General features: G+C 37.0%; 27 protein-coding genes. 16 read left to right on the forward strand and 11 right to left on the reverse strand.

Annotated features, from left to right (window positions below):
• Nucleotides 1-3 precede the first annotated feature (3 nt).
• Nucleotides 4-495 carry an acyl-CoA thioesterase gene (locus J1905_RS06010; RefSeq protein ID WP_214226323.1) on the reverse strand — a complete coding sequence of 164 codons (492 nt, stop codon included), beginning with the start codon at nucleotides 493-495 and terminating at the stop codon, nucleotides 4-6.
• Nucleotides 496-570: 75 nt separating this feature from the next.
• On the opposite strand from J1905_RS06010, the gene J1905_RS06015 reads away from it, so the two are divergent.
• On the forward strand, nucleotides 571-1,002 hold the full coding sequence (locus J1905_RS06015) for an Hsp20/alpha crystallin family protein (protein ID WP_214226324.1): 432 nt from the start codon (nucleotides 571-573) through the stop codon (nucleotides 1,000-1,002).
• A 137-nt stretch (nucleotides 1,003-1,139) separates the two neighbouring features.
• Here the strand turns inward: J1905_RS06015 and J1905_RS06020 are convergent, their stop codons facing one another.
• Nucleotides 1,140-2,531, reverse strand: coding sequence for an arginine decarboxylase (locus J1905_RS06020; RefSeq protein ID WP_214226325.1), 1,392 nt, complete (start codon nucleotides 2,529-2,531; stop codon nucleotides 1,140-1,142).
• Between the two features lie 103 nt (nucleotides 2,532-2,634).
• Here J1905_RS06020 and J1905_RS06025 point away from each other — a divergent pair, with 103 nt between their 5' ends.
• Together J1905_RS06025 and argS are read left to right on the forward strand one after the other, a co-directional pair.
• A complete protein-coding gene (locus tag J1905_RS06025; protein ID WP_214226326.1) occupies nucleotides 2,635-3,585 on the forward strand; it encodes an arginase in 951 nt (316 codons plus the stop codon).
• A 26-nt stretch (nucleotides 3,586-3,611) separates the two neighbouring features.
• Nucleotides 3,612-5,390, forward strand: coding sequence for an arginine--tRNA ligase (argS, locus tag J1905_RS06030; RefSeq protein WP_214226327.1), 1,779 nt, complete (start codon nucleotides 3,612-3,614; stop codon nucleotides 5,388-5,390).
• Between the two features lie 63 nt (nucleotides 5,391-5,453).
• Here argS and J1905_RS06035 read toward each other — a convergent pair whose 3' ends face one another.
• Together J1905_RS06035 and J1905_RS06040 are read right to left on the reverse strand one after the other, a co-directional pair.
• The gene (locus J1905_RS06035; protein ID WP_214226328.1) at nucleotides 5,454-7,223 is read right to left on the reverse strand and encodes a CotH kinase family protein; all 1,770 of its coding nucleotides are present in this window, start codon (nucleotides 7,221-7,223) and stop codon (nucleotides 5,454-5,456) included.
• 41 nt (nucleotides 7,224-7,264) lie between these two features.
• Nucleotides 7,265-8,383, reverse strand: a complete 1,119-nt coding sequence (locus J1905_RS06040) for an AI-2E family transporter (protein WP_214226329.1) — start codon at nucleotides 8,381-8,383, stop codon at nucleotides 7,265-7,267.
• Between the two features lie 107 nt (nucleotides 8,384-8,490).
• Here J1905_RS06040 and mnmE point away from each other — a divergent pair, with 107 nt between their 5' ends.
• From mnmE to J1905_RS06075, 7 genes are all read left to right on the forward strand, one after another.
• Nucleotides 8,491-9,861, forward strand: coding sequence for a tRNA uridine-5-carboxymethylaminomethyl(34) synthesis GTPase MnmE (mnmE, locus tag J1905_RS06045; protein WP_214226330.1), 1,371 nt, complete (start codon nucleotides 8,491-8,493; stop codon nucleotides 9,859-9,861).
• 711 nt (nucleotides 9,862-10,572) lie between these two features.
• Nucleotides 10,573-10,785: a helix-turn-helix domain-containing protein gene (locus J1905_RS06050; RefSeq protein ID WP_214226331.1), complete on the forward strand. Its 213-nt coding sequence runs from the start codon at nucleotides 10,573-10,575 to the stop codon at nucleotides 10,783-10,785.
• Complete coding sequence (locus J1905_RS06055) at nucleotides 10,782-11,105, forward strand: HipA N-terminal domain-containing protein (protein ID WP_214226332.1); 324 nt, start codon at nucleotides 10,782-10,784, stop codon at nucleotides 11,103-11,105. Before J1905_RS06050 ends, J1905_RS06055 begins: the two co-directional genes overlap by 4 nt.
• 2 nt (nucleotides 11,106-11,107) lie before the next feature.
• Entirely contained in the window at nucleotides 11,108-12,112 is a 1,005-nt protein-coding gene (locus J1905_RS06060; protein ID WP_214226333.1) for a type II toxin-antitoxin system HipA family toxin, read from the forward strand.
• A gap of 197 nt (nucleotides 12,113-12,309) precedes the next feature.
• A complete protein-coding gene (locus J1905_RS06065; RefSeq protein ID WP_214226334.1) occupies nucleotides 12,310-13,137 on the forward strand; it encodes an AraC family transcriptional regulator in 828 nt (275 codons plus the stop codon).
• Nucleotides 13,138-13,212: 75 nt separating this feature from the next.
• Nucleotides 13,213-14,337: an agmatine deiminase family protein gene (locus tag J1905_RS06070; RefSeq protein WP_250318014.1), complete on the forward strand. Its 1,125-nt coding sequence runs from the start codon at nucleotides 13,213-13,215 to the stop codon at nucleotides 14,335-14,337.
• Nucleotides 14,338-14,347: 10 nt separating this feature from the next.
• Nucleotides 14,348-15,268 (forward strand): endonuclease/exonuclease/phosphatase family protein, encoded by a 921-nt coding sequence (locus J1905_RS06075; RefSeq protein WP_214226335.1) that lies wholly within the window; start codon nucleotides 14,348-14,350, stop codon nucleotides 15,266-15,268.
• A gap of 273 nt (nucleotides 15,269-15,541) precedes the next feature.
• Here J1905_RS06075 and J1905_RS06080 read toward each other — a convergent pair whose 3' ends face one another.
• From J1905_RS06080 to J1905_RS06095, 4 genes are all read right to left on the reverse strand, one after another.
• Nucleotides 15,542-17,020, reverse strand: a complete 1,479-nt coding sequence (locus J1905_RS06080; RefSeq protein WP_214226336.1) for a TlpA family protein disulfide reductase — start codon at nucleotides 17,018-17,020, stop codon at nucleotides 15,542-15,544.
• Between the two features lie 412 nt (nucleotides 17,021-17,432).
• Nucleotides 17,433-17,795: a DUF1801 domain-containing protein gene (locus tag J1905_RS06085; protein ID WP_214226337.1), complete on the reverse strand. Its 363-nt coding sequence runs from the start codon at nucleotides 17,793-17,795 to the stop codon at nucleotides 17,433-17,435.
• A gap of 265 nt (nucleotides 17,796-18,060) precedes the next feature.
• Nucleotides 18,061-18,585 (reverse strand): DinB family protein, encoded by a 525-nt coding sequence (locus J1905_RS06090; RefSeq protein WP_214226338.1) that lies wholly within the window; start codon nucleotides 18,583-18,585, stop codon nucleotides 18,061-18,063.
• An 18-nt stretch (nucleotides 18,586-18,603) separates the two neighbouring features.
• The gene (locus J1905_RS06095) at nucleotides 18,604-19,047 is read right to left on the reverse strand and encodes an SRPBCC family protein (protein ID WP_214226339.1); all 444 of its coding nucleotides are present in this window, start codon (nucleotides 19,045-19,047) and stop codon (nucleotides 18,604-18,606) included.
• Between the two features lie 771 nt (nucleotides 19,048-19,818).
• Between J1905_RS06095 and J1905_RS06100 the strand changes: the two genes are divergently transcribed.
• Nucleotides 19,819-20,544, forward strand: a complete 726-nt coding sequence (locus tag J1905_RS06100) for a hypothetical protein (RefSeq protein ID WP_214226340.1) — start codon at nucleotides 19,819-19,821, stop codon at nucleotides 20,542-20,544.
• Between the two features lie 79 nt (nucleotides 20,545-20,623).
• Here the strand turns inward: J1905_RS06100 and J1905_RS06105 are convergent, their stop codons facing one another.
• Nucleotides 20,624-21,010 carry a VOC family protein gene (locus J1905_RS06105; protein WP_350027973.1) on the reverse strand — a complete coding sequence of 129 codons (387 nt, stop codon included), beginning with the start codon at nucleotides 21,008-21,010 and terminating at the stop codon, nucleotides 20,624-20,626.
• 372 nt (nucleotides 21,011-21,382) lie between these two features.
• Between J1905_RS06105 and J1905_RS06110 the strand changes: the two genes are divergently transcribed.
• Nucleotides 21,383-21,613, forward strand: a complete 231-nt coding sequence (locus tag J1905_RS06110) for a hypothetical protein (RefSeq protein ID WP_214226341.1) — start codon at nucleotides 21,383-21,385, stop codon at nucleotides 21,611-21,613.
• A gap of 38 nt (nucleotides 21,614-21,651) precedes the next feature.
• Here the strand turns inward: J1905_RS06110 and J1905_RS06115 are convergent, their stop codons facing one another.
• A complete protein-coding gene (locus J1905_RS06115; protein WP_214226342.1) occupies nucleotides 21,652-22,281 on the reverse strand; it encodes a GyrI-like domain-containing protein in 630 nt (209 codons plus the stop codon).
• Between the two features lie 173 nt (nucleotides 22,282-22,454).
• On the opposite strand from J1905_RS06115, the gene J1905_RS06120 reads away from it, so the two are divergent.
• From J1905_RS06120 to J1905_RS06135, 4 genes are all read left to right on the forward strand, one after another.
• On the forward strand, nucleotides 22,455-22,661 hold the full coding sequence (locus J1905_RS06120) for a cation diffusion facilitator family transporter (RefSeq protein ID WP_214226343.1): 207 nt from the start codon (nucleotides 22,455-22,457) through the stop codon (nucleotides 22,659-22,661).
• Nucleotides 22,662-22,881: 220 nt separating this feature from the next.
• Complete coding sequence (locus J1905_RS06125; protein ID WP_214226344.1) at nucleotides 22,882-23,505, forward strand: class I SAM-dependent methyltransferase; 624 nt, start codon at nucleotides 22,882-22,884, stop codon at nucleotides 23,503-23,505.
• A gap of 40 nt (nucleotides 23,506-23,545) precedes the next feature.
• Complete coding sequence (locus J1905_RS06130) at nucleotides 23,546-23,896, forward strand: hypothetical protein (RefSeq protein ID WP_214226345.1); 351 nt, start codon at nucleotides 23,546-23,548, stop codon at nucleotides 23,894-23,896.
• A gap of 715 nt (nucleotides 23,897-24,611) precedes the next feature.
• Nucleotides 24,612-25,331: a hypothetical protein gene (locus J1905_RS06135; protein WP_214226346.1), complete on the forward strand. Its 720-nt coding sequence runs from the start codon at nucleotides 24,612-24,614 to the stop codon at nucleotides 25,329-25,331.
• A gap of 16 nt (nucleotides 25,332-25,347) precedes the next feature.
• On the opposite strand, the gene J1905_RS06140 is transcribed toward J1905_RS06135, so the two are convergent.
• Nucleotides 25,348-26,250 carry a DMT family transporter gene (locus J1905_RS06140; RefSeq protein WP_214226347.1) on the reverse strand — a complete coding sequence of 301 codons (903 nt, stop codon included), beginning with the start codon at nucleotides 26,248-26,250 and terminating at the stop codon, nucleotides 25,348-25,350.
• Between the last annotated feature and the right edge of the window lie 456 nt (nucleotides 26,251-26,706).

Here is a 26,706-nt window from a genome sequence, read left to right on the forward strand (position 1 = left end):
CGGTTAATTATTATCGAGCTGTTCAAAAAGTATCATCTTGTTTTTTTCTTCTTCGGGTATTGGGGTAGAAATTTTAGCTTCATAATCAAACGCTACACATACCGTTTTTCCTTTACTGCAAATTACTTCTTTACCGTGTTCCATCTTGATCAGTAGATATTCCAGATCAAAACTACTCTTTCCAATCCTCGCGGTACGAACGTACATGCTAATTTTATCTTCCAGAAAAATGGGAGTAATGTATTCAAGAGAGGCCTGGGCAATTACAACACCTGTTTTTTTCCAATCCCACTGTATTGCCTGTTTCCAATATTTAGCTCTGGCGATTTCCATGAAGGTAAAGTAGGTTGCGTTGTTCACGTGCCCCATCATATCGAAATCAGCAAATCGTGTTTCAATGTTGGTTTTATACTTAAAACTGTCTATTTGATTCACTATATCTGTCGTTTTGTCTTGCTTAATTGTTTTATTACGCCAAAATGTCTTAAAAATCATAAATAAATGGGTTGGTATAGGAGTTGATTATATGGTTAATATAAAATTTAAATTAAAAAATAGGAGACATAAACGATGACACTAGTAAAATTCAACAACAGAACCAGGAACACCGCACCATACTTTAACAATGTATTCGACTCTTTGTTTAGTGAAGCAATAAATAAAAACTTAACTATAAACAAAGTACCGGGAGTAAATATTTTAGAAACCGAAACTGATTACAAAATTGAATTGGCTGCTCCAGGCTTAACTAAAGAAGATTTTCAAATCAATTTAAAGAAAGATACTCTTTCTGTTTGGGCTGAGAAAAAAACAATCGAAACAGAAGATAAAAAAGATTATACACGCAGAGAATTTGATTACTTCTCATTTGCAAGATCATTTGTCTTACCTGAAAGCGTAAATGCAGATAACATTACTGCAGAATATGTGAACGGGATTTTAAATATCACGATCGGTAAAGACGAAGCAAAATCTCAGAATAAAGAAATTAAGGTTTCATAATTAGGTTAAAGTTTGGTTTTTTAGGGAGAAAAGGGTGTACCGAAAGGTCCACCCTTTCTTTTTGGTTATAGAAAAAGCCTATACAACTTAATGTACAGGCTAGATTATAAAGTTAATGCTAATTAGTGCCAAAAGACCTAGGTATAACCCAGAATTTTTAGCACTTGCTTACTGTTTTGCTCTTCTCCAAATACTTCAAAGTTGAATGTCTCATCTCTGTTTCTACGGATAATTACGTGCTTAGGACTAGGTAACAAACAATGATGGATACCGCCATAGCCACTTAAAACCTCTTGATAAGCACCTGTATGAAAGAAACCCAAATACTGTACTTTACGCGTCTTAGGCATAAACACACTGTTCATATGGGCTTCCTGGTTGTAATAATCCTGACCATCGCAGGTAATACCACCTAAGTTTACTCTTTCGTATTCTGCATCCCAATTGTTTACCGGAAGCAAAATATATTTTTGGTTTAGCGCCCAAACATCAGGAAGATTAGTGATGAATGAACCATCCAACATCAACCATTTCTCTCTGTCGTTCTGTTGCTTACGACCTAATACTTTATATAAAATACCAGAAGCTTCGGCCACTGTATACTTTCCAAACTCAGTAATAATATCCGGCTCTACAACATCGTGTTCAGCACAAATTTCTTTAATCCTTTTTACGATCTCATTAACCATGTATTCGTAATCGAAATCAAATACTAATGAATCTTTAAATGGCATACCACCACCAATATCCAAAGTATCTAGTTCAGGATTAATTTTCTTGAATTTGCAATAAAGCGTAACGTATTTCTCCAATTCGTTCCAGTAATACGGAGAATCTGTAATACCTGAATTGATAAAGAAGTGTAATAGTTTTACCCTAAAATTAGGATTAGCAGAGATTTTATTGTTGTAAAACTCGATTACATCCTCTAAACGCACACCTAATCTTGAAGTATAGAATTGCGAATCCGGCTGCTCCTCAGCCGCTATACGGATACCAAGGTTACATGGCGTATCCAATTCAACCTCATCATCAAAAAGGTTAAATTCTTCTTTATTATCTAAAACAGGGATGATGTTTTTATAGCCATCATGCAACATATCGATAATATATTGCTTGTATTGGTACGTTTTAAAACCATTACATATTACAGTAATGTCTTTTGTTAAGGCACCTTTTTTCTCTAATGCCTCAATCATAGGCATGTCAAAGGCTGATGAAGTTTCTAAGTGAATACCATTTTTAAGCGCTTCTTCTACAATGTGACGGAAGTGAGAGCTTTTTGTACAATAACAATACTTATAATCTCCGCGATAGTTGTTTTTGATGATAGCCGTTTGGAACAACAACTTGGCCTGTTGGATCTTTTTACTAATTAATGGAAGGTAAGTAAAACGCAATGGCGTACCATAGGTTTCAATCATTTCCATTAAATTTAGATCCTGAAAATATAATTCGTCGTCTATGACGCTGAAACCTTCCTGAGGAAAACCAACACTTAGATCAAGAAATTCGGAGTAACTCTGCATTTTTTATATTTTTGAACTATTATTTATAGGGTTTGGCAAATTAAAATGAGTTAATTTTGTTGCCAAAGATAAACACTTTATAAAATACACCCGTATTTTTTTTATGACTAAGACTTTAAAAATTATTGAGGTAAAATCTGAGATCGGCGCCGGCACACGGGGAGCGAGTTTAGGAGTGGATGCAATCAAGATTGCAGCACTGGATTTTGGCAGTCGTTTCTTTAAAAAACATAAAACTGTAGAGGTTCCAAATGAGAATCATTTACTGCTTGAAACTACCGGAAGTCCGTTTGCAAAGCGGATTTCGGGGATTTTAACCATGATTGAGCGGGTAAGCGATGAGGTAAATGCTACATTGAATAAAAACGAATTTCCGATTGTACTTGCAGGCGATCATAGCACTGCTGCTGGTACCATTGCGGGTATTAAAGCTGCCTTCCCAAAGTCTAAATTGGGGGTAATATGGATCGATGCACATGCAGATATCCATTCGCCATACACTACACCGTCGGGAAATATGCACGGAATGCCGCTTGCGATGGCTCTTGATGAGGACAATATTGAGTCGAAAGTGAATAAGCTTGATCAGGAAACCATCAACTATTGGTATCAATTAAAAAATGTGGGTAATATTGCTCCAAAAATCAATTACAGGGACTTGGTATTGATTTCGGCAAGGGATATGGAGAAGCCTGAAGAGTATTTGCTTAAAAAAAATAAGGTTAAAATAGTTACAACGGCTGAGCTAAGAAAAAGAGGAGTAGAGCGAACGGTTATTGAAACGCTTAAGTACCTTGATCATTGCGAAATGATATATGTTTCCTTTGATGTAGATTCACTTGATCCTACCGCTTCAAGAGGCACGGGAACTCCTGTTGCACAAGGCTTAACAGAACGGGAAGCAGGAAACTTAATGTCGAGGTTAATAACAAACCAAAAGGTTTGCTGCTTCGAAATTGTTGAAGTAAACCCAACATTAGATAAAGAAAATCAAATGGCTGAACATGCTTTTGAGATTTTAATTAAAGCAACTAACGCTTTCAGAAACGAATAAGAAACGCTCGGTAATAAGAAGAGAACATGAATATTGAACAACATATAGTAACTGCAACTATAGCAGCAGTAAAGGAATTATACGGTCAGGACATTCCTGAAAATCAGGTTAACCTGCAAGACACGAGAAGCGAGTTTGAAGGGCAAATTACAATAGTAGTGTTTCCTGTGGTTAGATTTTCTAAGAAATCGCCAGAGGTAACAGCTAGTGAATTGGGCGAGTATTTAGTAGCGAACGTACAAGAAGTCACTGCTTTTAACGTAATTAAAGGGTTTTTAAATTTAACCATTGCTGATTCTTACTGGTTAAATTTATTCAATAAGGAATTGCTTGATCCTTCGTTTGGTGCAATAAAACCTAACGGTCAGAAGGTGATGGTTGAGTATTCTTCACCAAACACCAACAAACCACTACACCTCGGTCACGTAAGGAACAACCTGTTAGGTTACTCTGTAGCTGAGCTTCTTAAAGCTGACGGTTATGAGGTGATTAAGGTTAATTTAGTGAACGATAGGGGTATCCATATCTGTAAATCGATGCTTGCATGGCAGAGATGGGGTAATGGTGAAACTCCTGAAACTTCTTTCTTAAAAGGAGATCACCTTGTAGGTAAATACTACGTGATTTTTGACAAGGAATATAAAAAAGAAATAGAGGCATTAAAAGTTGAAGGCCAAACTGAAGACGAGGCAAAAAAGAATGCGTCTTTAATTGTTGAGGCTCAAAAAATGCTTTTAGATTGGGAAGCTGGTGAACCAGAGGTTATTGAACTTTGGAAAAAGATGAATGGTTGGGTTTACGAAGGTTTTGATGTGACTTACAAGAATTTAGGGGTCGATTTTGACAAGTACTACTACGAAAGCAACACTTATTTATTAGGCAAAGGTACTGTTGATGAAGGCCTTGAAAAAGGTGTTTTCTTTAAAAAACCTGATGGCTCTGTATGGATCGACTTAACTGCTGATGGACTAGATCAGAAGTTGGTTTTACGTACTGATGGGACTTCGGTTTACATTACTCAGGATTTGGGTACTGCACAAATGAAGCATGACGATTTTGGAATGAATAAATCTATATATGTAGTTGGTAACGAGCAAGATTACCACTTTAAGGTATTGTTTTTGATTCTTGAGAAATTAGGTAAATCTTGGGCTAATGGCTTGTACCATTTATCATATGGCATGGTTGATTTGCCTAGTGGAAAAATGAAATCAAGAGAGGGAACTGTAGTTGATGCTGATGATCTGATTGCCGAAATGGTGGCCACAGCTAAGCAAAAAACTGAAGTTTTAGGTAAGGTAAATAACTTCACAGACGAAGAAAAAGAAACTTTATATAACCAAATTGGATTAGGGGCTTTAAAATATTTTCTTTTAAAGGTTGAGCCTAAAAAACGTTTGCTTTTTGATCCTTCAGAATCTATCGATTTCCAAGGCAACACCGGTCCGTTTATCCAGTACACTCATGCGCGTATTAAATCGCTGTTGAGCAAAGGAGGCTATTCTAAAGACGCCAATGCTCCTGAAGTGTCTATTACACCTACAGAGCTAGAAATGATTATGCTATTGGCTAAATACCCTTCGGAGATTTCTGCGGCTGCAAAGGTTTATAGCCCGGCTACATTAGCTAATTATCTTTATGAGGTGGCAAAGATGTTTAACAAGTTTTATCATGAGGTTCCGCCAATTGTTAAAGAGGAGGATGCCGCAATTAAACAGCATCGCTTAAATTTAAGTTCTGTTACGGCTGGTATTCTTAAAGCCGGAATGAACATATTAGGCATCACAGTGCCAGAAAGAATGTAATTATTTGTTTTTGAATATAAGGAATAGGCTCAGCACTTTAGTTTTAGTGCTGAGCCTATTTTGTTAAAAGCCAGCTACAAGGCCATCAATATAACCGGCACGTTTTACTAACCATGCTCGCATTTTCTGATAGTCGGCTGTAAAATCGCCACTGCTATTTCCCCATTTATCGAAGTCCTTTTTCTGAGAAGCCTCGATTGTACTTGCGTATTTATTTAGGTACGTCATTAGTTCTGGCATTTTATTGGCCTTAAAAGCCGTCCATTTTTGCTTAAATAGTGTTTTAACTTTTGGATCGGCAAGCAAGCGCTTAAAAAACTGGGTACCTATTGATGATGAATTCCATAAAAGAGAATTGTCATATTTCTCGAAATGAGTACCAGTGCCTTCGAATCCAAAAGCCCAATCGAAATCCCATAAGGGTCCAAAGGCGTATTTACCGTCTTTAGGCTTATACATATATAGACTTTTTGGATGATTAAGCTCTTCGTTGTCTGTTAAATTACACACGATAAATAAGTTAACTACTGAGTTTATATCTAAATAATCTGAATAGTTATTACCTGGAAATGCATTGGAAGAGATTGCATTTTCCATCAGTTGAAATTCATTTTTTATTGATGTTACTTCGTTTTCTGATGTTAAATCGGGATACTTGATCATTACAGGTAGATTGTAATTGGTTGATTTGAACTTCCATGGCTCATCATAATAAGTATCAAGTTCTAATAGCGTTCCTCCATCTTCAATATTGACGCGGTTTTTGGCAACAGCAACCTGCTCAGTGAATGCATAGCTTCCAACATAGGTGTTGTTTATGGTAACATCTACTGGGATAATATGGTTGGTGTAAGGCATTTCCAGTAGCTGACCGGTTTTCATGGCAACAGCATTAAACATTAGCGTTGGGTCTAAATAATTTGCCAGTAAAACCCAATCCTTTTCTTCAGCTAAACCCAATAGAGAAGCCTTTTTGTCTAGTTTTAAGCGGTATGGCTTTTTCGGGAAACCCCATGTTGAATTTCCTCTGCCCTTTATTCTTGTTGTGCCTGTGTAATCGTCGAATGCGCCTAAACCTTCAATTTTAATTGTGGCTGGTAAGTAAACGTCCTTTGAAACAATTGGCGCATTATCGGTGGTTACAATATAGATATGTGGAACTGAAGACTCCCAATCTACAGTTATGGTATATTCGGCTTTGGCGCCGTATTTAGATGTTAAGGTATATTTTACGGGATTCGTAAAATCGACAACTGTTTTACCACTTTCTTGTTTTACTCCATCTATGCTTACGTCAACAGCCTCGGTAGTAAATGTGGCAATGAGTTTTCTGGATGGGGATTTTAATTTTGCTGTAGCATTACCGTTCGATATTGTAAAATTGAGATCCTGGGTAAGGTTTGAATTGAGTGCTTTTTGGAAAGTAAAAGTCTTAATAATAAGACCAATATCATCAACTTCCTTAACGGTAACTGTATAGGTATTTTGGCTGCCATCATCAGCTGTGACCAAATATTTTATGGATTTGGAAAAGTCGAGAATAGAAACGGTTGATTTTTGCTCAGTTCCATTTACTGTAACGCTTTTTCCTGTTGTGGTGAAGGTAGCTTTAAGTTCGGTTAATTTTAATCCTTTTGTAACAGTAAGCACAATGCTGTTACCACTTATTTCGCTTCCTATATCAAGCTTAAGTGCGTTTGGATTATTAACAGCCTCTATTTTAAATGCTGTTATTTCTTTGGCACTACTAAGTGGGATCTCTTTTTTCTTGCAGCCGGAGGCAATGCCTAATACAAGAAAAAGCAATACAATCTTTTGAGTTAAGTGGTTCATTTGGTTGGTTGTATCTGGTTAGTTTAGATACAATTATACCTTTATTTTTCGGTTCCTGCTTTAACTGCAGTTGTTTTTTTCTTCCTGAATGTGGCAAAGGTCATCGGGCTTTTTTCTGGACGTTCATCTCCCAGCAAAACACCCCATTGTTTAAAAGTAACGGTTCTATCGAAAATAACTTTTAGTACTGCAATTACCGGAAGGGAGAGGAACATTCCGGATACGCCGGCAATACTACCTCCAATAATTACCCCTAGAATAGCAAATAAGGCATTTATCTTTACTTTTGAACCCACTATACGAGGCATCAATATATTGTTGTCGAGAAATTGAACAACGGCAATAACCAGCAGTACTGTAATAACCGGCCAAAGTTCTGTTGAAGAAGTGAGGGTTAATAAAACACCTATGATATTACCAATCAGCGCACCAACGTATGGAATAAGGTTTAGAATAGCGAAAATAACTCCGATTAATAAAGCGTGTTTAATTCCAATCAGGAAAAGAATACCTCCTAATAATACTGTCATATAACTTACCTGAATTAGTAAACCTACCAGATAGCTTTTAATGATGGATTCTGTCTCGTAAATTGCATCCTTTACTTTTGGGTGGTGTTCTGGCTTGAACCACATAAAAATGAAGCGCAATAGAATATCTTTATAGAACAGCATCAGGTAAATATAAATAGGTAGTAAACCTACAAAAACGAATACTGAACTTAAAGTAACAGCGGCTCCGCTGGCGGCTTTACCTGCCATTCCTATTAGGTCGTCACTCTTTTCCGTTATAAACTTAAGTTGCTCTCTTGTTGATATATGACTTATGTTACTTACCCAATTACTTAACGACTTAAGGTGTATATTTACATTATTCTTTATTTGTGGAAAATCTGATACTAAGATTCCAACCTGAGCGGAGAAAAACCACACCAATAGACCTATTAAAACAACAAGCAACAGAATAGGGAGTATAATTGCGACTGCTTCCGGAAGTTTTTTTCTGATTAGAAAACGGTATACCGGCAACACTACAATACTGATGAAGAAAGCCATTATAACCGGCATGATAATGCTATTACCAACTACAAGAATAGCGACTAATAGAACCAGACCCAATAATTCAATTGATCGTTTTACAGTAAGAGGCATGTCTGTCATAGGTAAAGTATTTAGTTTTTCATAAAGTAACACTGAAAGGTATGAAATGTTTGGCTAGTTTTGCAAGTAAATACCCTTTTAGTAAAATCTATATACATACAGAACAAATGATCACAAACGAAACCATAGTTGCTTTATCTACGCCACCAGGAGTGGGCGCAATTGGCGTTATTCGCCTTTCAGGCAAAGATGCTATAGCTATTACTAACTCGGTTTTTAGTGGTAAAAATTTGCTGACTCAGGAGTCGCACACTATGCATTTTGGTTTAATTAAGGATGGTAATGCTGTTATAGATGAGGTTCTTGTGAGTTTATTTGTGGCTCCAAAATCGTATACTAAAGAAAATGTTGTCGAGATTTCGTGCCATGGCTCTAATTATATTATTCAGCAGATTATTAGTTTGCTGATAAGAAAAGGTGCAAGTGCGGCCAAGCCAGGTGAGTTTACTTTAAGAGCATTTTTAAATGGGGGACTTGATTTATCTCAGGCTGAAGCTGTTGCTGACCTAATTTCTTCAGACTCTGCCGCCGCTCATCAGGTAGCTATGAATCAGTTAAGAGGAGGTTTTAGTACTGAACTGAACATATTGCGTGAGCAATTAATTCACTTTGCATCTATGATTGAGCTTGAGCTGGATTTTTCGGAAGAGGATGTGGAGTTTGCAAACAGAGATCAATTACAAGAGTTAATCACTAAAATCACTCTTGTGATTAATAAATTAATCCGCTCATTTGAGCTTGGAAATGTAATTAAACAAGGTATTAACACGGTTATTGCAGGTAGACCAAACGCTGGGAAATCTACTTTACTAAATGCGCTTTTAAATGAAGATAGGGCAATTGTTAGTGAAATTGCCGGAACTACTCGTGATACAATTGAGGAGCTTCTGAATATAGGCGGCATCAATTTTAGATTGATTGATACTGCAGGTATTCGTGAGGCTACAGATACTATTGAGGCAATAGGGGTTGAAAAGACCATGCAGAAGATTAGTCAAACGGCTTTGTTGGTGTATCTGTTTGATGTGGTTAATATGTCGGCCACTGAAATACATGATGATATTACTCGTTTGCACAAGCCCGGTATTCCGTTTTTAGCTGTTGCTAATAAAATGGACCTTTCTTATAGCGATCGTTTGAAAGAGCTTAATTTTCCTTCGGATATTGCATTTATTTCTATCTCTGCCAAGGAGAATCAATATATTGACGAATTGAAGCAATTGCTTTATGATACTGCAGTAGGAGATAAGCTATCTGACAATCACACCATGGTAACGAACATCAGACATGTTGAGGCGTTGCAAAAAACACAGACTGCCTTAAATAGTGTAGCCAATGGCTTGGATAACCCGGTAACTTCGGATTTTTTAGCTATGGATATTAAGCAGGCGTTATATTATTTAGGGGAAATTACAGGGCAGGTTACAACAGACGATCTGTTGGAGAATATATTTAGCAAGTTCTGTATCGGCAAATAATCGGTGATAATAACTGCATAATTACGCTAAGTAATGACATATATATGCATGGTGCCGAACTCGTTAGCGAAGTGGTTCAGTACAAGAACTCTTATCGGCTCTGTTACATTCGGGAGAAACATGGACTTCTAATCGGTTTGGCCGAACAACTGGATAATAAAGAATAGGAGAAAGTACCGATATGTCGAACTTATTTGATGGTTGGTAATTGATCGCCTGAAAAAAAATACCCAAACCGTAAGTAATCAGCAGGGGGTGAATTTGCACCTCTGTTATTTTGTTATAGATCAATACAAGAGCATTAGCGCAAATTGCAATAACACAGAACGGTAAAATGAAACTGTCTTTAAATTGGGAATGGTTGACAAACGGAAACGACAAAGGAAAGTCTGAATACATAGAAATAGACTAAAATGAATAATATCGTTATCACAAAGCCGAATAAGCAACGGCTGTAGCGGAATCCTGAACAACATATATCCCTGTCCATAAGTTTATTAGGCTATTTTTAGAGTCAATTCAAATTCATTAAAATGTTCCTGATGATAACAGAAAGGCATTCATTTGTTGAAGTAATTACCACATTATGATGTGGATTTAAGAAGTTTTTTTCCTTTTTTGTATTGCTTTTGATCGAAAACCACACTATAATGTGATTTTGTTTGTTTTTAAAGCCTGAGATGTTTATATTTGATTAATAATCACATTATAATGGGAATTTATATAGGGACTTATATCAAAAACAGGCGGAAAGTATTGAAGATCACTCAGCCTTATCTTGCTGAATTGGCCGGGGTAAGTATCAATACCATTTATAAAATTGAAAGGGGAGAGGGAAATCCTACTTTAGAGGTGATCGTTAAAATTGCGGAGGTATTGGGTCTGGAATTAAAATTGGAAATTAAAAAAATAGATAACGGATGAGGCAGGGAGCAGTATTTTATAATGGGAAACTTGCAGGACTGTTGACTGAAAATAGCCGGAATGATTACGTTTTCAGATATGACGATCTTTATTTTAATGACGACAGTATGCCGGCAGTGAGTCTTACGCTCCCTAAAAAGCAACAGGAGATTCATTCCCAATACCTGTTTCCATTTTTTTATAATATGTTGGCTGAAGGTGTGAATAAAAATTTGCAAATCAGGCAATTGAAAATAGACGAAGAAGATGCTTTTGGTTTGTTACTGGCTACGGCTGGAGCTGACACCATAGGCGCTATTACTGTAAAACCTGCTCACTGACAATGAACTTTCCCAAGATTGAAAACTGCCCTGGAACACTTGCCCAAGGATTTGAAACATATAGTCCTATCGCCCTTCGAAGGTTGTTTAAGGGGAGACAGGTTAGTCATATTCTACCTTATGTCGCTGCAAAGGATAGTGAAGATACGGAAGAGAAATTCATGGAAAACAGAAAACGGATTTCAATTTCAGGTGTACAGGAAAAGTTATCCTTAATCCTGATCAAAAATCAGCTGAGGTTAACCCAACTTGGGGAACATGGGACTTATATTCTAAAACCCATTCCGCGTGATGTTAAAAATATTGATGCAGTTCCTGCAAATGAACACCTCACTATGCAGATTGCCCGTCAGGTCTATGGAATCACGACTGCAGAAAATGCACTTGTTTTCTTTGAAAGTGGTGAACCGGCGTACCTTACCCTTAGATTCGATGTCAGGGCTGATGGTTCGAATTGGAGAAAGGAGGATTTTGCAAGTCTTGCCGGTAAAAGCAAGGATACCGGCGGTCCGGATTATAAATATCATTCCAGCAATGAAGAGATGGGTTCATTGATCAGACAGTATGTACCCGCCTGGAGAGTAGAAATTGAAAAATATTTCAGACTCGTTGTTTTTAATTACTTATTCTCGAATGGTGATGCGCACTTGAAAAATTATGGATTGCTGGAAACGGCGCAAGGTGATTTCATCCTAAGTCCAGCGTATGACCTGCTAAATACCAAACTTCATGTGAATGATACTGATTTTGGATTAAACGGAGGCTTATTTGCAGATACTTACAAATCTGCATCCTGGAAAAAAAATGGACATGCCGGTGCTGCTGATTTTGTTGAGTTTGGAAAACGAATCGGAATTCCCTTAAAGCGTATTGAAAAGTTGCTTAGTCCTTTTCTAATCAGGCAAGAGTTGGTGGAGCTACTTACTACACAATCTTATCTTAGTGATACACTTAAAAGAAGCTATCTGCTGTATTATAATAAAAAAAGAAATCTGTTAAATGGTTAATTTAAAGCAAGGATCGGCAGCAGGGGAGGAAGTAATTATATGCCTTGTCTTCTACTAACATAGGTTTATCAATTTGTCTGCTTTTATCAGGAACTAATGATCTTACATTGAAATCCGACAGCAAAAGCTGAGTCTGGTTCGAATAAATCTATGTTTGAGTAACACATAATTGTAGCTTTGAATGTTAGACTTTTGATATGGGATTAGAAAAAATTCAGCATATAATCAAATATATTGAGGAGCATTACCATCAAAATATTTCGATTCAAAAATTAGAACATATATCTAATTATTCTTATCGCAATGTCCAACGTGTATTTAAGGCTATTTTTAGGGAATCATTAGGCGCATTTCAAAAAAGACTTAAACTTGAAAATGCTTATAAAAAACTGATTTATACAAGTGATACGATTACGGACATTTCTTACGCAGTAGGTTTTGATAGTTTACAGTCTTTTTCAAAAGCATTTAAAAAGCAGTTTAAAGTTTCACCCATTCAAGCAAGAACAGAAAAGCTGACTGTTTTTGAAAATTTCATCAATAACCATAGCGAAGAAGATAGAAATATCAATTATGAGCTGGTCTTTTTAAAAGAAATGAAGGTGTTTTATATTGGAATTCAAACAAAAAACTATAACGGTATTGAAATAGAGTCACTATGGGATAAAATTGATACTGTGACCGGAAAGGATAAAGAGACAGCATATTTCGGAATCATAGTGGATCAACCATTAATTACTAATAAATTAAAATGTAGGTACGAAGCCTGTATAGATAAGGAATTGCCAAGTAAAGAATTTCTATCGACTCATATTTTTGGTGGCAGATATGCTAAATACATTCATAAAGGGAGTTATGGTTCAATAGAAGATACCTATAGACAAATATATAAAGACTGGCTTTTTAACTCGATCCTTGAATTTGATAGTTCCCCTATTATAGAACATTATAGGAGAAATAATTATAACACAGAAAACATGAATGACTACATTACAGAAATCCTTATTCCGATTAAAAAAAAATAGTTGTCAATTTTGGACAATAGATCGATCTGTATTATCGGTTCCTTTGTCAAAAAAAGACTGTTTAAACTTAAAAAAATGAACAAAATGCTATTTCTGATGATATCTATATTAACTATTTTTTCTTCTTGTCAAAAAAATGAAGAAAATTATCAACCTGCAGATTCTGCAATAATGTATACCATGCCCGAAGAATCCGCTCCGCACGAGGGTACATGGCTTCAGTGGCCTCATCAATATCAATACGGTATTACTTATCGCAATAGGCTAGATGACACCTGGGTTAAAATGACACAAGCCTTAGTAGAAAGCGAAAATGTTCATATTATTGCTTATGATGACGCAGAAAAAACCAGAATTATGCAATTATTAGATAAGGCAGGTACCCCTTTAATCAATGTGGATTTTAAAACTCACCCAACTGATGATGTTTGGGTAAGAGATAACGGACCAATCTACGTAAGAGATAACAAAGGGCAACTTATTATCGAAGATTGGGGTTTTAATGGCTGGGGAAAAAAAGCAGATTATCAAAATTGTAATGCTATCCCTGCGAAAATCGCTGACGATCAAAATAGAGGAAAAGTTGATCTAAACACTGTTATGATAAATGAAGGAGGGGCTATTGAAATCGATGGAAATGGAACGCTATTGGCAACTAAAAGCGCTATACTGAATAAGAATAGAAATCCTGATATGACACAAGCACAGGCAGAAGCTGTTTTTACCAAATACCTAGGGGTCACCAAATTTATTTGGTTAAAAGGAAAGGCTGGTCTGGAAATTACTGACATGCATATAGATGGTTTTGCCCGATTTGGTAGTACAACAACTTTAGTAACCATGAATGAAAATGATCTACTAGACTGGCAAGTTCCCGAAGAAGATATTAACACCCTCTATGCAGCCACTGATAAAAGTGGAATGCGCTATAACATTGTGAAGCTTCCGTTAACGCAAAATAATGTGGTAACATCTTCTGGCAAAAAATTGGGTTACAAAGGCTCTTATGTAAACTATTATATAGGAAATAAAAAAGTGCTGGTTCCTAATTATAATGACTCTAATGATGCTGTAGCAAACAAAATTATACAAAGTCTCTATCCTGATAGAACCGTAGTTGGGATAGACGTTAGAGATTTATATGCCAATGGCGGAATGATTCATTGTGTAACTCAACAACAGCCTAAAGATAAATTTTAATAAAAAACCCATGATGAAACATACTTTTTTCTTTTTAACCTTGATATCATTTTTTTTAAACTGCGAGGCTCAAAAGCAACCAAGTACTTTTAAAGTGATGGCCTGGAATATATTGCACGGAGCAAATGATAGCAAGGATGGAAAAGCGCATGCTATACAGATTATAAGAGAAATAAATCCGGATGTAATATTGATGGTGGAAACTTACGGTTCCGGTAAAGAAATAGCCGATTCCTTAGGGTATAATTTTCATTTAATTGCTCCAGAAGGAACAGCTTTAGATGATAAGAATGTTAATTTATCAATAATATCAAGATATCCTTTTGGAGAACGAATTGATACTGAATTCCCTTTTTATCTTGGTGGAAGAGAAGTTATCATCCAAAACCAAAAGATAAGGTTTTTCTCGAATTGGTTTCATTATTTACCATGGGAAAACGAGCCTGAAAAATTAGGTAAAACCGTAGAAGAACTTCTGATTTGGGAAAGATCAGGAGCTAAATATGAAATGATACAAAAGGTGTTGCCCTATATAAAAAAATATGTTGCAGAAACGGATTCAATTCCTATGATTCTTGGTGGAGACTTAAATACTCCTTCTCATCTGGATTGGGCTGCTAAAACCAGAAAAAATCATAATAATTTAGTGGTTCCCTGGTATTCAACAAAAGTATTACAGGATATTGGACTGATAGATACTTATAGAACCTTGAATCCAAATGCTATCACCCATCCCGGCATTACATGGCACACTAAAGGCGAAAATGATGATCATCGAATAGATTACATATTTTACAAAAGTCCGAAGTTGAAAGCTATAAAATCTGAGTCCTATAAGGTGTTTTTTGATGAGACAATAAAATTGAATGGCAAAGAAATTTTATATCCTTCCGACCATGGCTTTGTCGTTACAACCTTTACAATGAAGTAAAAATGAAACCTGTAGCGATAGCTTTCGAAAGAATTTCTTAGGAGTAAATATACACAAGCTCCTCTTAATTCTACTTAAATCGCCATAATTACATTAAATGGCACTAAAATCGGGGGTAAATTACGACCGATGATTTAAGAAGAAAAGACGACCTCGGGAACAGACGATAGATTTTAAACTATCGTGTAATGAGTTCGAATTTATCGGTAAAAAGCATTTGTAAAAAAGCCTTTCCTGATAATCAGGAAAGGCTTTTTTAGGAAGCGGGTTTTGCTATTTCAATAAGACCTCGAGCTGCTTTTGTAGCTCCGGATTAGAGGGACGCTTTGCGTCATTGTCAATAACGATACCATCAGGACCGATCAGCAGGAATCTCGGAATAGAATTTACGCCGAATTTCCGGACAAATTCTGACTTAAAATCGTCGTCTGCAATGAGCTGGATTCCATGTAAATCGTTATCCTTTACATAGCTTAACCATTTATTTTTCTCTGCCGGTGCATCCAATGAGATGCTGACGAATTTAATGTTCTTTTCCTTCAGCTTCAGTTCAAGCTTTTTAAGGTCTGGAATTTCCGCAATGCATGGTGCGCACCAGGTTGCCCAGAGGTCGATGTAAACATAGCTGCCCCGCATACTTTTGAGGCTTACCAGCTGGTTATCAGAATTGGTATAGCTGAAATCAGGAACAATTGCATTTTTTTCCGTTGCTTTTAAGTTTTTAAAAGCCTGTTCAATGTCTTGGAGACGACTCGAAACTTTAGTGCTGCTGAGGTATTCCTTATAGAAGGATTCCACTTTTGTGCTGCTCTTGGACATCTTTATTAGTGATAGGGTAGTGGTGTACAGAAAATAGTCTTTGATATAGTCATTACCGATTTCTTTCCTGATGAAAATGAGTTTGGCCTGATCGGGGCTTTTCAAAGAATCACTCAGCTTCTTGTATTGGCCTGAACTTGTTCCGAAATTAATCCGGTTACGGATCGCATAGCTATAGGAAGAAGAGTTTTTAAACAGCAACTCGTTGTTCATGTCCCATCCGGAATATAACAGCTCATCCACTTCTTTCTTTTCCTCCTCCGTCATTTTCTTGCTGAATTGATATAGATAAGCATTTTGCAACTGCTGTGTGTAGTCTTTTGTGCGTTCGGCCAGGGGGATTGAAAGCGTTTTCTTTAGCGAATCCATTCTGGTGCTGTCCAGTCCATAAAAGAGTTTCCAGTTATAGATTTTATTGAGGCGAATGTAATTGATCTCTTCGTGCAACAATGTTTTAAAGAATTTATTTCTGGATTTGTCAATCGTTAGCAATGCCTGTTCTTTGTATTTGTCCATGATCGGGATAAATTTTTCTGGCTCGGTGAGCAGGACTGAAAATTTTACGCCGTATCCACTACTGGAACTCATTCGGTTTAACGGAACCTGGATTTGTTGGATCAGGTTGTTTTCCAGGCTTCCTTTCCCGCTAAATTCATACCCCTCATTGTTTTTTCTTATGATTAGGCTATAACTGGGTTCCAAATAGATGTCTCCAACCTCACCCAGACTGTACATCCCTTTTTTAAGTGCTTTGATATTGAGTTTGTAGTTCCCATTCTGATCTGTAATTACCGGTATGCTCCAGCCATCATTATTGCTAAGGGACCAAGTTGATTTGTCTGTTCCCGGTATGGTACCGGTCACCTGGGCATTTGTAGTTTTTGTGCTGCCTGCAATCAGGCAGGCCAGCAGTAAATAGGTTGAGGTTTTCATATTTATAACTAATTATTTAGTTTAAAATACTACTAAACTTTTAGTTATACAAATCCTATTTGCGATTTATTTATGCAATCTGTGTTTCAGGGCAGGAGCTGATAGCATTACTAGGCATGGTGCTATTTAGATTATGATGAAACCTATCAAGATTATGTTTCCAGCGGCAACTAAAGATAATATAGAAGAATTCCACTTTCCACGAAAGAGGTGGCCACAAATAGAACAATCTCCAATGAAGAACTGATCACTAAAAATCGTGATTTTCACGCATAAGAAAACGTAACTGATTTTGCGTTCAACATAGAAGAAGCGGGACGTGATAATGTCCCGAGCATTGAACTCTTGTCATATGATCACAAAGCTGGTCAAAATCGGACAAAGTCTCCTGAAATAGCCAGATCATAACCTTTTATTCACTGTCCATGAATTTAATCCAGGAATTAACCATTTTTTCAATCAGATCTTTATGTGCGATTACTTGTTCCATGGAATAGAACTTTGCATAAACCTTTCCTTTTGTGGCTGATTCAAGAAAATCGGATTTCACATTCAATAACTCTCCTTTATGGAAGATTAGGGCCACGTAGTTTTTGATCCTGGGATTAAAGGTGGCAAGATCTTCTTTATAAAAGAAACTGGGACCACCCCATTTTATGTCTTCTTCTATTTTAGAATTGGCATTCACAATGATTGACCTTACTGCTTCCATTTCGGCTTTCAGTGGATGTTCGAGCTTTACCATAAACTCATCTGTTTTCTTCGTATTGTTCATATCGTCTAATTTGGAGGTGTGCACTACAAATATCCAAAAAAGAGGTGTTGGAAAGAGGGGGCAGAAACGACAAAGTAAGGGGCAAATTGTGCCCATTTCTTACTTCCGTTTTATCAAATCACAAAGTGCTTATTCAGTATCTTACCTTATCAACCTCCGTAATAGCAAAATGTATGCTGATCTCCGTTACTGTATCATCGAAAAAAGTCCAACCATGTGCAGAATAGCCAAAAATTTAGTGTCCAATATGGGTTATATTCCTTACTTAATAGTTTAAATGGTCATCAGTATCATATTTTATCCCCTGATAACCCAATATTTTTCTCATCAGTCCCAATTGTCCAAAAAGATAACTTTCACGGTCGATACACATTCCGAGCATATTCAGCTTATTTTCTTCCATATAAGCCACATTCATCCCTAACTCATAAGTCTGTTCTAGTTCAGTATCTTCAACGGCTAAAAGCCTTTTATATAAAATCGGGGAGATTTTGTGCCATTCTTTTTTCAAATCTTCCAACGAAGGGTAGGAGGCCTTCTCATCCAAAGCTTTTCCATCTTTAAAAAGTACTTCGTTTGGGTCTTTTTCGGCCAAACCCAAAACGCTGGCCATCCAATAACGGCAGTTGACCAGATTACCTGTCATCCAGACGAAATGATTGGTTTTATTTTCAACACGTATTAGTGCATCAGCGGCCTGAATATCGACCAGCATATTATTGAACATCTGGCTATGCATGCGGTAAGCAGGAATAATTACTGCAAGGCTTTTAGCGATAGAATTTTCCATAATCATAGATTTTAACTTTTATTGTTCTGAAAGTCTTTTTACTTCTTCCAGTCCCTTGATAAAGCCGTTATTCATGACATCTTCCCATTCTTCTCCGGTTTGAACAGAAGCTTTAAGTTTAGTAATACCTCCTTCTTCAGAAAGATGGTATTCCTCAAGAGAACCCGCCCAGCTTTTTACTTTTTCACTACTGGTATCTTCTTTGCCATCGGCGATTTCACCAAGATGCTCGAATACGATATCATAGGGTTCATTTTTGCTTTTAACCGTACTAAGCATACCATTACCTTTTGCATCAACAAAGCGGGTTTTGCCGCCAACCTCCCAATCACTCTGCATGTAGGAATCCCCAGTTGGATTAAAGGACTTGGTCCATTGAGGATAAGTGCTTTCATTCCAAAGTGTATCCCAAACTTTTTGGGCAGACGCCTTGATCTCTTTTGTAAATTGTAGTGTTTTCATAGACCTATTTTTTTAGTTAGCAAGACTTGTCTCACAAAGTCCTGGAATATAGTATGCACATAGGGGGCATTAATGCGACAATTTTGGGTTTAAATGCAAACTTTAAAACCCTGATAACCCGTATAATTTACAGGTGGTTTATCCATATAAACAGCGCCAGTTACAAATGGTTTTTGATCTATCTATTTTTTTAAACACATTGATAATCCAATAGTAGTCTATCGGACCAACAATGCTCCATAACACAACTATATTCCTTACCATTTCCTTTGCAAGGGTAATGACCTTTCTCGACTACTTTAAACGCTTCACCAATTATACTCCGGGAACTTTTCGGATAGAACAGAAATAATAGCTACCAGTCTACTAATTGATACGCTTTTAATAAAAGTACTTTGAAATACAAAGTCATTTAATTAACTTTAGACTACAAAGTATAAAATCAACACTATGAAAATTTCAAGGACAAGATTTGTGGTCATCTTTCTTGTTTCGGCTTTTGCCTTTCAGTTTATCTCTAATTTACTTTTGGGACCCGTAAACGGTGAGTGGTTCCCGGGAACTGGCTCAGCAATAACCTGGAAGCGCACCGTAGCCGCAGTCATATATCCTGTCAAAATTGTTTTGGTAGGACCCTTGTCATCAATATTCAACGATCCAGACCCGGCACCCCCAATCCGGGGGCTTGCTTGTGCTTTATACTGGACGGCCATCGCATTAACTGTTCATTATCTCCTCAGTAAAATAAGCATACATAGAAAAAGGTGATCTATGAATAGATTTGAAGAGCTATATCATGAGGCAAAAGCTGACAAATGGTTTCAACAGTTTGCCGTTTTCTGCCGCCTAGCATTAGCAGCCGGCTTTCTTCCAGCCGGCTTTGTTAAGGTCATGGGTGAACGTTTCGCCGCTGGTCTGCCATCCAATAATCCTTTAGGGCATTACTTCGATGCCTTGCAGCTAACAGGCTATTACTATACTTTTATTGGAATTACCCAAATCATCACTGCTGTATTTTTACTAATTCCAAGAACCTCCCTTCTTGGTGCACTCATGTATTTTCCAATGATTGTCAATATTTGTGTACTGACCTATGCTACGCGCTTTGAAGGGACCAGGCTCGTCACCTTTATGGTACTGGCAAACCTGTTTTTATTAATTTGGGACTATGGCCGTTTGAAACACATTTTGCCTCTTGGGCAGCCCAAAGTAGAATCGCGTCCTGTGTTAAAAAATCCCATGGGCAATCGCCTTCGAATCCTATTTTTTGGAGGTTCCTTCGCAGTTTTAGCCGCTATCATCATCGGCACATTTTATATATTTGAGATAGGCCCCTGCAACTCTGAATCTGCATGCAGAAATCAGTGTGCTGGCAGCAAAAATCCAGCAGCCTGCGAAGTCTTCTGCGATTGCATTTATAAACATGGTCAGCCGCTGGATAGTTGTTTGGCAACTTTTAACAAAGCGATAGATATTAGTGAGTCTAAAGTAAAGTAGCCACAGTGTTCAAGTTTATAAAATGCATGCTAAGTATTTTCAAATACAAATGTATATCTAGATAGTAATTATGAGACCATTAGATATGGGCAAGGATATTGATTAATTTATCAAAAGGATCACGTACAAAAAATCTTCTGACTCCCCATGGCTCGTTCTCTGGACCATATTCAATGGGGATTTTAGCCTCTTTCATTCGTTGAAGGGCTTCCTCAATATCATCCACTTCAATTGATAAATCAGGAATTGGGGCACCGGAGCCGCCTTCCTTTGCAAAGCTGATCTGAAGACGTTGCTGTTCATCGGATCCGTAGCTCGTTATCCAGCCATGATCCATGATCAATTCAAGCCCTAATATTTCTTGATAGAACTGTTTGGCGGCATCTAAATCCTGAGTAGATATATCTATGACAATACGCTTAACTTTCATTGGCTTCTTATTTGATGTAGTTTTTTTGTCACTCACATGCAAATTAGTATTTTTTCATGATAGTCTCTTTTATATCCCGATTTGCTATATTTATTTCACAAAGGCATTTATATGACTTTTTGTGGTACCCATAACTCTTGTCACTGGTCCTTTTGCCGGAGTATGGTCAATTTTCTTGGGATGGTTGGTCGTTGCAGAAGTCGCTGCCCAGGATTTCGATTGTGTTATTCCTTTCACAGTCAGGCTCCCTGTTACTCAAAATGGAAGATACTAAACCCGACTTCCGAATATATAGGATCTGACCATAATTCTTTTACCAAGGGAAAAGTGTTTGCTTCCTGAAGTAAAATCATAATGCAAATAGTACCAAGCACAATAAAAACGCATTTTCTACGCTATATTTGCATTATGATTTTACAAATGCGCATCACTTTCGATGAAAAAGACTATACCTATGTTGTTTTAACAAAGGGCATAACCAGAGAAACTAATGCAATTCGGATTAACCTGAAAGACATAGAGTATCAGCTCGTTTGCAACTCAAAAGGGGATTGGGATGCTGTTGATGCAACGGTAAACGACCATCCTGAATTACTTAAAGCGATAGGAAGAAATATCAAACTTCGGTATCGGTTGTAAATAAAACGATATCATCTCGCCGGCTCTAGATAAGAATTTTAGGTTTCCACAACAGGCTCCCTTAAGATAGTCCTCAATTTTTCAGATGCGGTCTTATTAAAGTCGGAGAGATAGATTTCGTGGTGAAGCCCATTCTTTTTAAGGCCTTTACTCACAATAAACTGTTGTATTTTTTCCAATGTTACAGGCTCCTGGTCAAAGGGGCCAATATGTAGCATTTGAATAACTAAACCTTCGTCCATGGAATATAGTTCAGTATCCTTAACAAATGGAAGGTTCTTTTTACGAATGACTGAATCTGTGGCATTATTGATCTGATCTGCGGTTACATAATCAGGTAAACGAATCATCATCCTGTAGAACCATTCGCTTCTCGGCACTTTTAAAGGAGCTTCCGAAATACTCGGTTTTCCGTATTTCTCTTCGTCAAAACTCCACAAACCCTCCAGTTTTGCAACAACAAAGTCCTTTCCAATTGCTTTATATGCAAACTTTAGCGTATAGGCTGTTGCATAGAGGGCCGCAAGTTTTTCACTATACATCTTTTCTGAGGGATCTCCCTTTCCTGTGATGCTTAAGAAATTTGCGGGTTCAATTCTAACGAGTTCAGGCTCCTCTTTTGCTGCGTAGTAACTCTTGTATTTCTTTGTTAGATCTAGTTTTTCCATTCCTTTTTTTACACAAAATAAATTCTGACTACTGACAACCCTATGGCAGTGTCTTAAATTTTAATTTCCACTTTAGAAAAGAAATACGCCCGGATAATTTTAAATAAAAAGTACTTTTAAATTCAAAGTGAAATACATACCTTTATTAAGGCATTTTAAAAATCTTGATCATAATGAAAAATAAAGCAGGTAAAATTAGCGGGTTTATCCTAGGAGTAACAGGCTTCCTTTTGATGTTTCAGATAATTTTTCTTAGAAATATTCATCCCTCAGATGAGTTGGCGCCCGGAATGGTAGTTATTATTGCTGTACTGAATGGATTACTATTTGGCTATATAGGTTCACTAGTTCAGAATTATTTTACAAAAAAGAATACTTAAGTAATTTCCTAGATTCCCTCAATTATAATTTCTTTCTACCGGACGAAGAATCTGTAATTCAGAAAGGCAATCTAAATTTAAACCACCAATATGTGTGACTAAAGTCATTTGTCACCTGGGGTTCCAAAAAGGAAAATTATTAAGATACATTTGTTCATCAATCGTTGGAACACGTATATGTCAGTATGGTCCCAGATACGGGACGACATCAGTTTAAAATATGAAAGAAGTCTGGTTACAAAAGTGGGAAGAGCGCTACGGGCAGGATGAATTTGCCTATGGTATCGCACCAAATAATTATTTAAAATCACAGCTGGAAAAGCTGGAGCCGAGTAAAATCTTGTTTGCTGCGGAAGGAGAGGGCAGGAATGCGGTTTTTGCCGCCGGCCTTGGCTGGAAAGTTTCTGCTTTTGATATTAGCATTGAAGGGAAAAGAAAAGCGACGTCACTTGCAGATGCAAATCTGGTAGAGATCGACTATCAGATTGGTTTTTTACCGGATCTGGGATATACAGAAGAGCATTTTGATGCCATAGCACTAATCTATGCTCATTTTCCTGCTGATATAAAGTCTGCATATCACCAGATGCTGAGTAGAAAATTGCGCAAAGGAGGTCAGGTTATATTTGAAGCTTTTAGCAAAAATCACCTCAGCTATCTTGCGAAAAATAAGGATGTGGGTGGTCCCACAGATGCTGATATGCTGTTTTCAATTGAGGAGATTAAGAATGACTTCGTTGATTTTGAAATCCTGGAATTAGCTGAAGTAGAAGTTCAGCTCAGTGAGGGGCTTTATCATAATGGAACTGGTTCTGTGATCAGGTTCCTGGGCAGAAAAAAATAATCGACCAACAATTATTTGTAATTTTAAACCAAGATAAAACATGAAGGCAAACGAATTAAGGATAGGGAATTATGTTGCTCATAATACAATGATTCATACCATAAATACTGGGTCCGACATCAATACAAGTGAAATCCTTGAACCAATTTTATTGACCTCAGATTGGCTGGTGAACACGTTTGGCTTTAAGGACAATAGTGATGGGTACTTTCAACACCCGGATTACAATTTCTTCTTATATCATATTGAAGAAGATCAGTATTTTGAGTGTTACAAGCAGGTTCCAGCAAATGATGATACAGGTGACTTTAAAACATTACAACATGTTCATAAATTGCAAAACCTATTTTTTGAACTGTTTGATGAGGAATTAACGAATGTTCAATTGTAGACATCTTGTTCATTTTTTTCAAACATCCACTTTGGGCTAGCATGGACTGAATTCATCATCACCTTCGCAACCTAAAATTAGCAAAAAGGGTAGGCCAAAAACACATCTTTTATTCAAATTTTGGAGTGATTACAATATGTGAATGTAAACTGAACAAACTGAATTTGGAAACAAGGAAAATAATATTATATATTAGACATTGAGAGCGTTAATTAAGCGGGATGTTCGCCCCAAGCGATGCCCGCTTTACTTTTGTCCTATATTTTAGAAATAAAATCAATTATTTAAGGGACTAGTATAACAACAACTGTAGTATTACTCATAGCACGAAATATTTTCAAACTCGTCTTTTGTGTAGAGAATTGACATTGAGCCATAATTTTCTTATATTCGGTTATGCATATCAATAGCATCAAATTGGCAGTAAATTTAATCGATTCTCATACTTACCCAAATTCATATTGTTTTAGTTATGGACCGGAATTGGATTCTAAATCTAAACCATTATATAGTCGTCCTTCGCACACGCTTTAAAGGGACCTCGTTCGGACCTTGTTCGACGAGCCCCGAACGAGGTCCGAACATGGTACCTAGAAAAGCCGAATCATTTTTAGAACCAAAAAAAAAAATTAAAATTAAAATCTAAGAATGATAATATTGTTAAAAAAGGTTAAATAACTGTTATGAAGTTAGTTTGATCGGTAACTTGGTTGTGATGAATCTAAATTTTGCGCTCAGGATTATATCTATCTTAATGTTTGCCTCTGTTTACGGCATGGCACAAACTGCCGAGCCGATACGTGGTGCTATTTTACAAGACGGCACAAAAGCAAGAATAGAGCAAGTAGAAGTTCGCAACCAGCGCAGTGGCCAGATGGTCTACTCTGATAAACTTGGATTGTTTGCCCTGATATGTAAAATAGGCGACACCCTACAAATTGAAAGGATTGGATACCAGTCACAGAAAATAGGTGTTCAGAGTTTTACTGATCTGGTTATTCATCTAAAACTCACCAACCAGCTTAAAGAAGTCTCAATTACTGGCAAACTTGCTTCACAAAACTTCAGGGAGATCAGCACTGCCTATAGTAAGGAAAAAGGGATATTTTATGGCGGAAAGCCACCGCTAGGGCTCTTGTCACCTTTCGGCGGCAGTCCTATTACATTTTTTTACGAGCTTTTAGGTAAGGATGGGCGTAGGGTAAGACGATTAAATCAGCTGGCAAAAAAAGCCGCAGAAGCAGAGGAAATTGAAAGATACTTTAATGATCTTATTATTCAGCAGGCTGTACCAATAGACAGCGGTCAGTTAGACGCGTTCAAACTGAACTATACTCCAAAGCTGGACAAACTTAAAAAATGGTCGGACTATGATCGGGCGAACTATATTAAAATTTCGTTCGAAGAATTTGAAAAAAAGAACCGACCTAAGTGATGAGCTCCCCCTATACCTAACTGCTTTCTATACTAATAAACTCAGTTGCTTTGGTAGATCGTTTAAGCGAAAATATCGTCTGCAAGATCACTGATGCCATAACGAACAATAAACCTATATAAAAAGAAATGTTAAGTTCCTTACTCTCATTAAAAAAGAGAAAGGCAATGATGATCGCATATACCGGCTCCAGGTTAAAACTTAAGTTGACTGTAAATGCAGAGAGACGTTTTAAAGTTTCAGCAAATAGCACATAAAGGCCTACAGTGCAAAAAGAGGCCAGTAGTAATAAGTACACGGTATCTTTCAGGCTAGGAAGGAGTGAAGGCGCCGGAAAATAATGCAGATATAAGGGAAGGGAAACTCCCAATGCGACTGTACCTCCAATCATCTGGTAGTAATTAATGATCCTACTGTCGTATTTTCTGACTAGCCGCTCATTATAAATGGTGTATAAGGCAGCAAAAGCAGAGGAGATTATACCCAGAACTATTCCTAGCTGATAGGAAGAATCGAAATGGAAGATCAGAGCAATCCCTGCCAAGGTGAAAAGGCTTAAAAAAAGCTCCCTAAGATTGAATTTTTGCCTGTTAATCATCGGACTAAATATGGCGGTAAAAAAGCTGGTCAGACAGTAACACACCACACCTACAGAAATGTTAGCGTACTTGATACTAGCGTAAAAGAATATCCAGTGTATGGTAATAAAAAGCCCAATTTTTGCAATCCCAAATTTCTCTTTGGAAGTCATGGCGGGCCGGATTTTAAACAGTTTTAAAATCAATAAGAGGATGATAGAAGAGAAAAACACTCTATACCAAACCAAGAGTCCTTCGTTAAGAGAGATGAGTTTACCGAATACTCCGGTAAAGCCCGCAAGTAATACAGCGAAGTGTAGTACCAAATATGATTTTTTCATAAAAGAATTGTCTGCCTGTTCTTAAAAACAGGAACTAAAAATTAATAAATAAACTAAATGTGCATGCCAAGGCAATAGACGTAAATCAATTGACCCACAAAAATCTTGACTTTACAGTGTAGGTTAACAATTAAGGTGTAGGAGGAGGAAGACAACTCTTTCTGTTCATATCTGTATTTTTTTGATAAAACTAATCAAAAATATTTAGAATATACAGGTTGACTCTGCGCTTTACTAATTCAGGATTTACTTAGATGGTAAAAAAATACTATTTACTCCAAATTCTCGAAATAACCAATACAGAATATTCTGATCCCACTAAAGATCATTTTTTTTTGTGAGCGTATATTTTACTTAAGAGATAATGAAGAACTAATGCAATGACAGTCCAGTAAATAGCAAAGGCAAGAACTAAAAATGGGGGTGGGGGATCCGGCAATTCAAACAAAGGCGACA

Source organism: Pedobacter sp. B4-66 (assembly GCF_018492665.1).
In the GTDB taxonomy this organism is placed as follows: Bacteria; Bacteroidota; Bacteroidia; order Sphingobacteriales; family Sphingobacteriaceae; genus Pedobacter.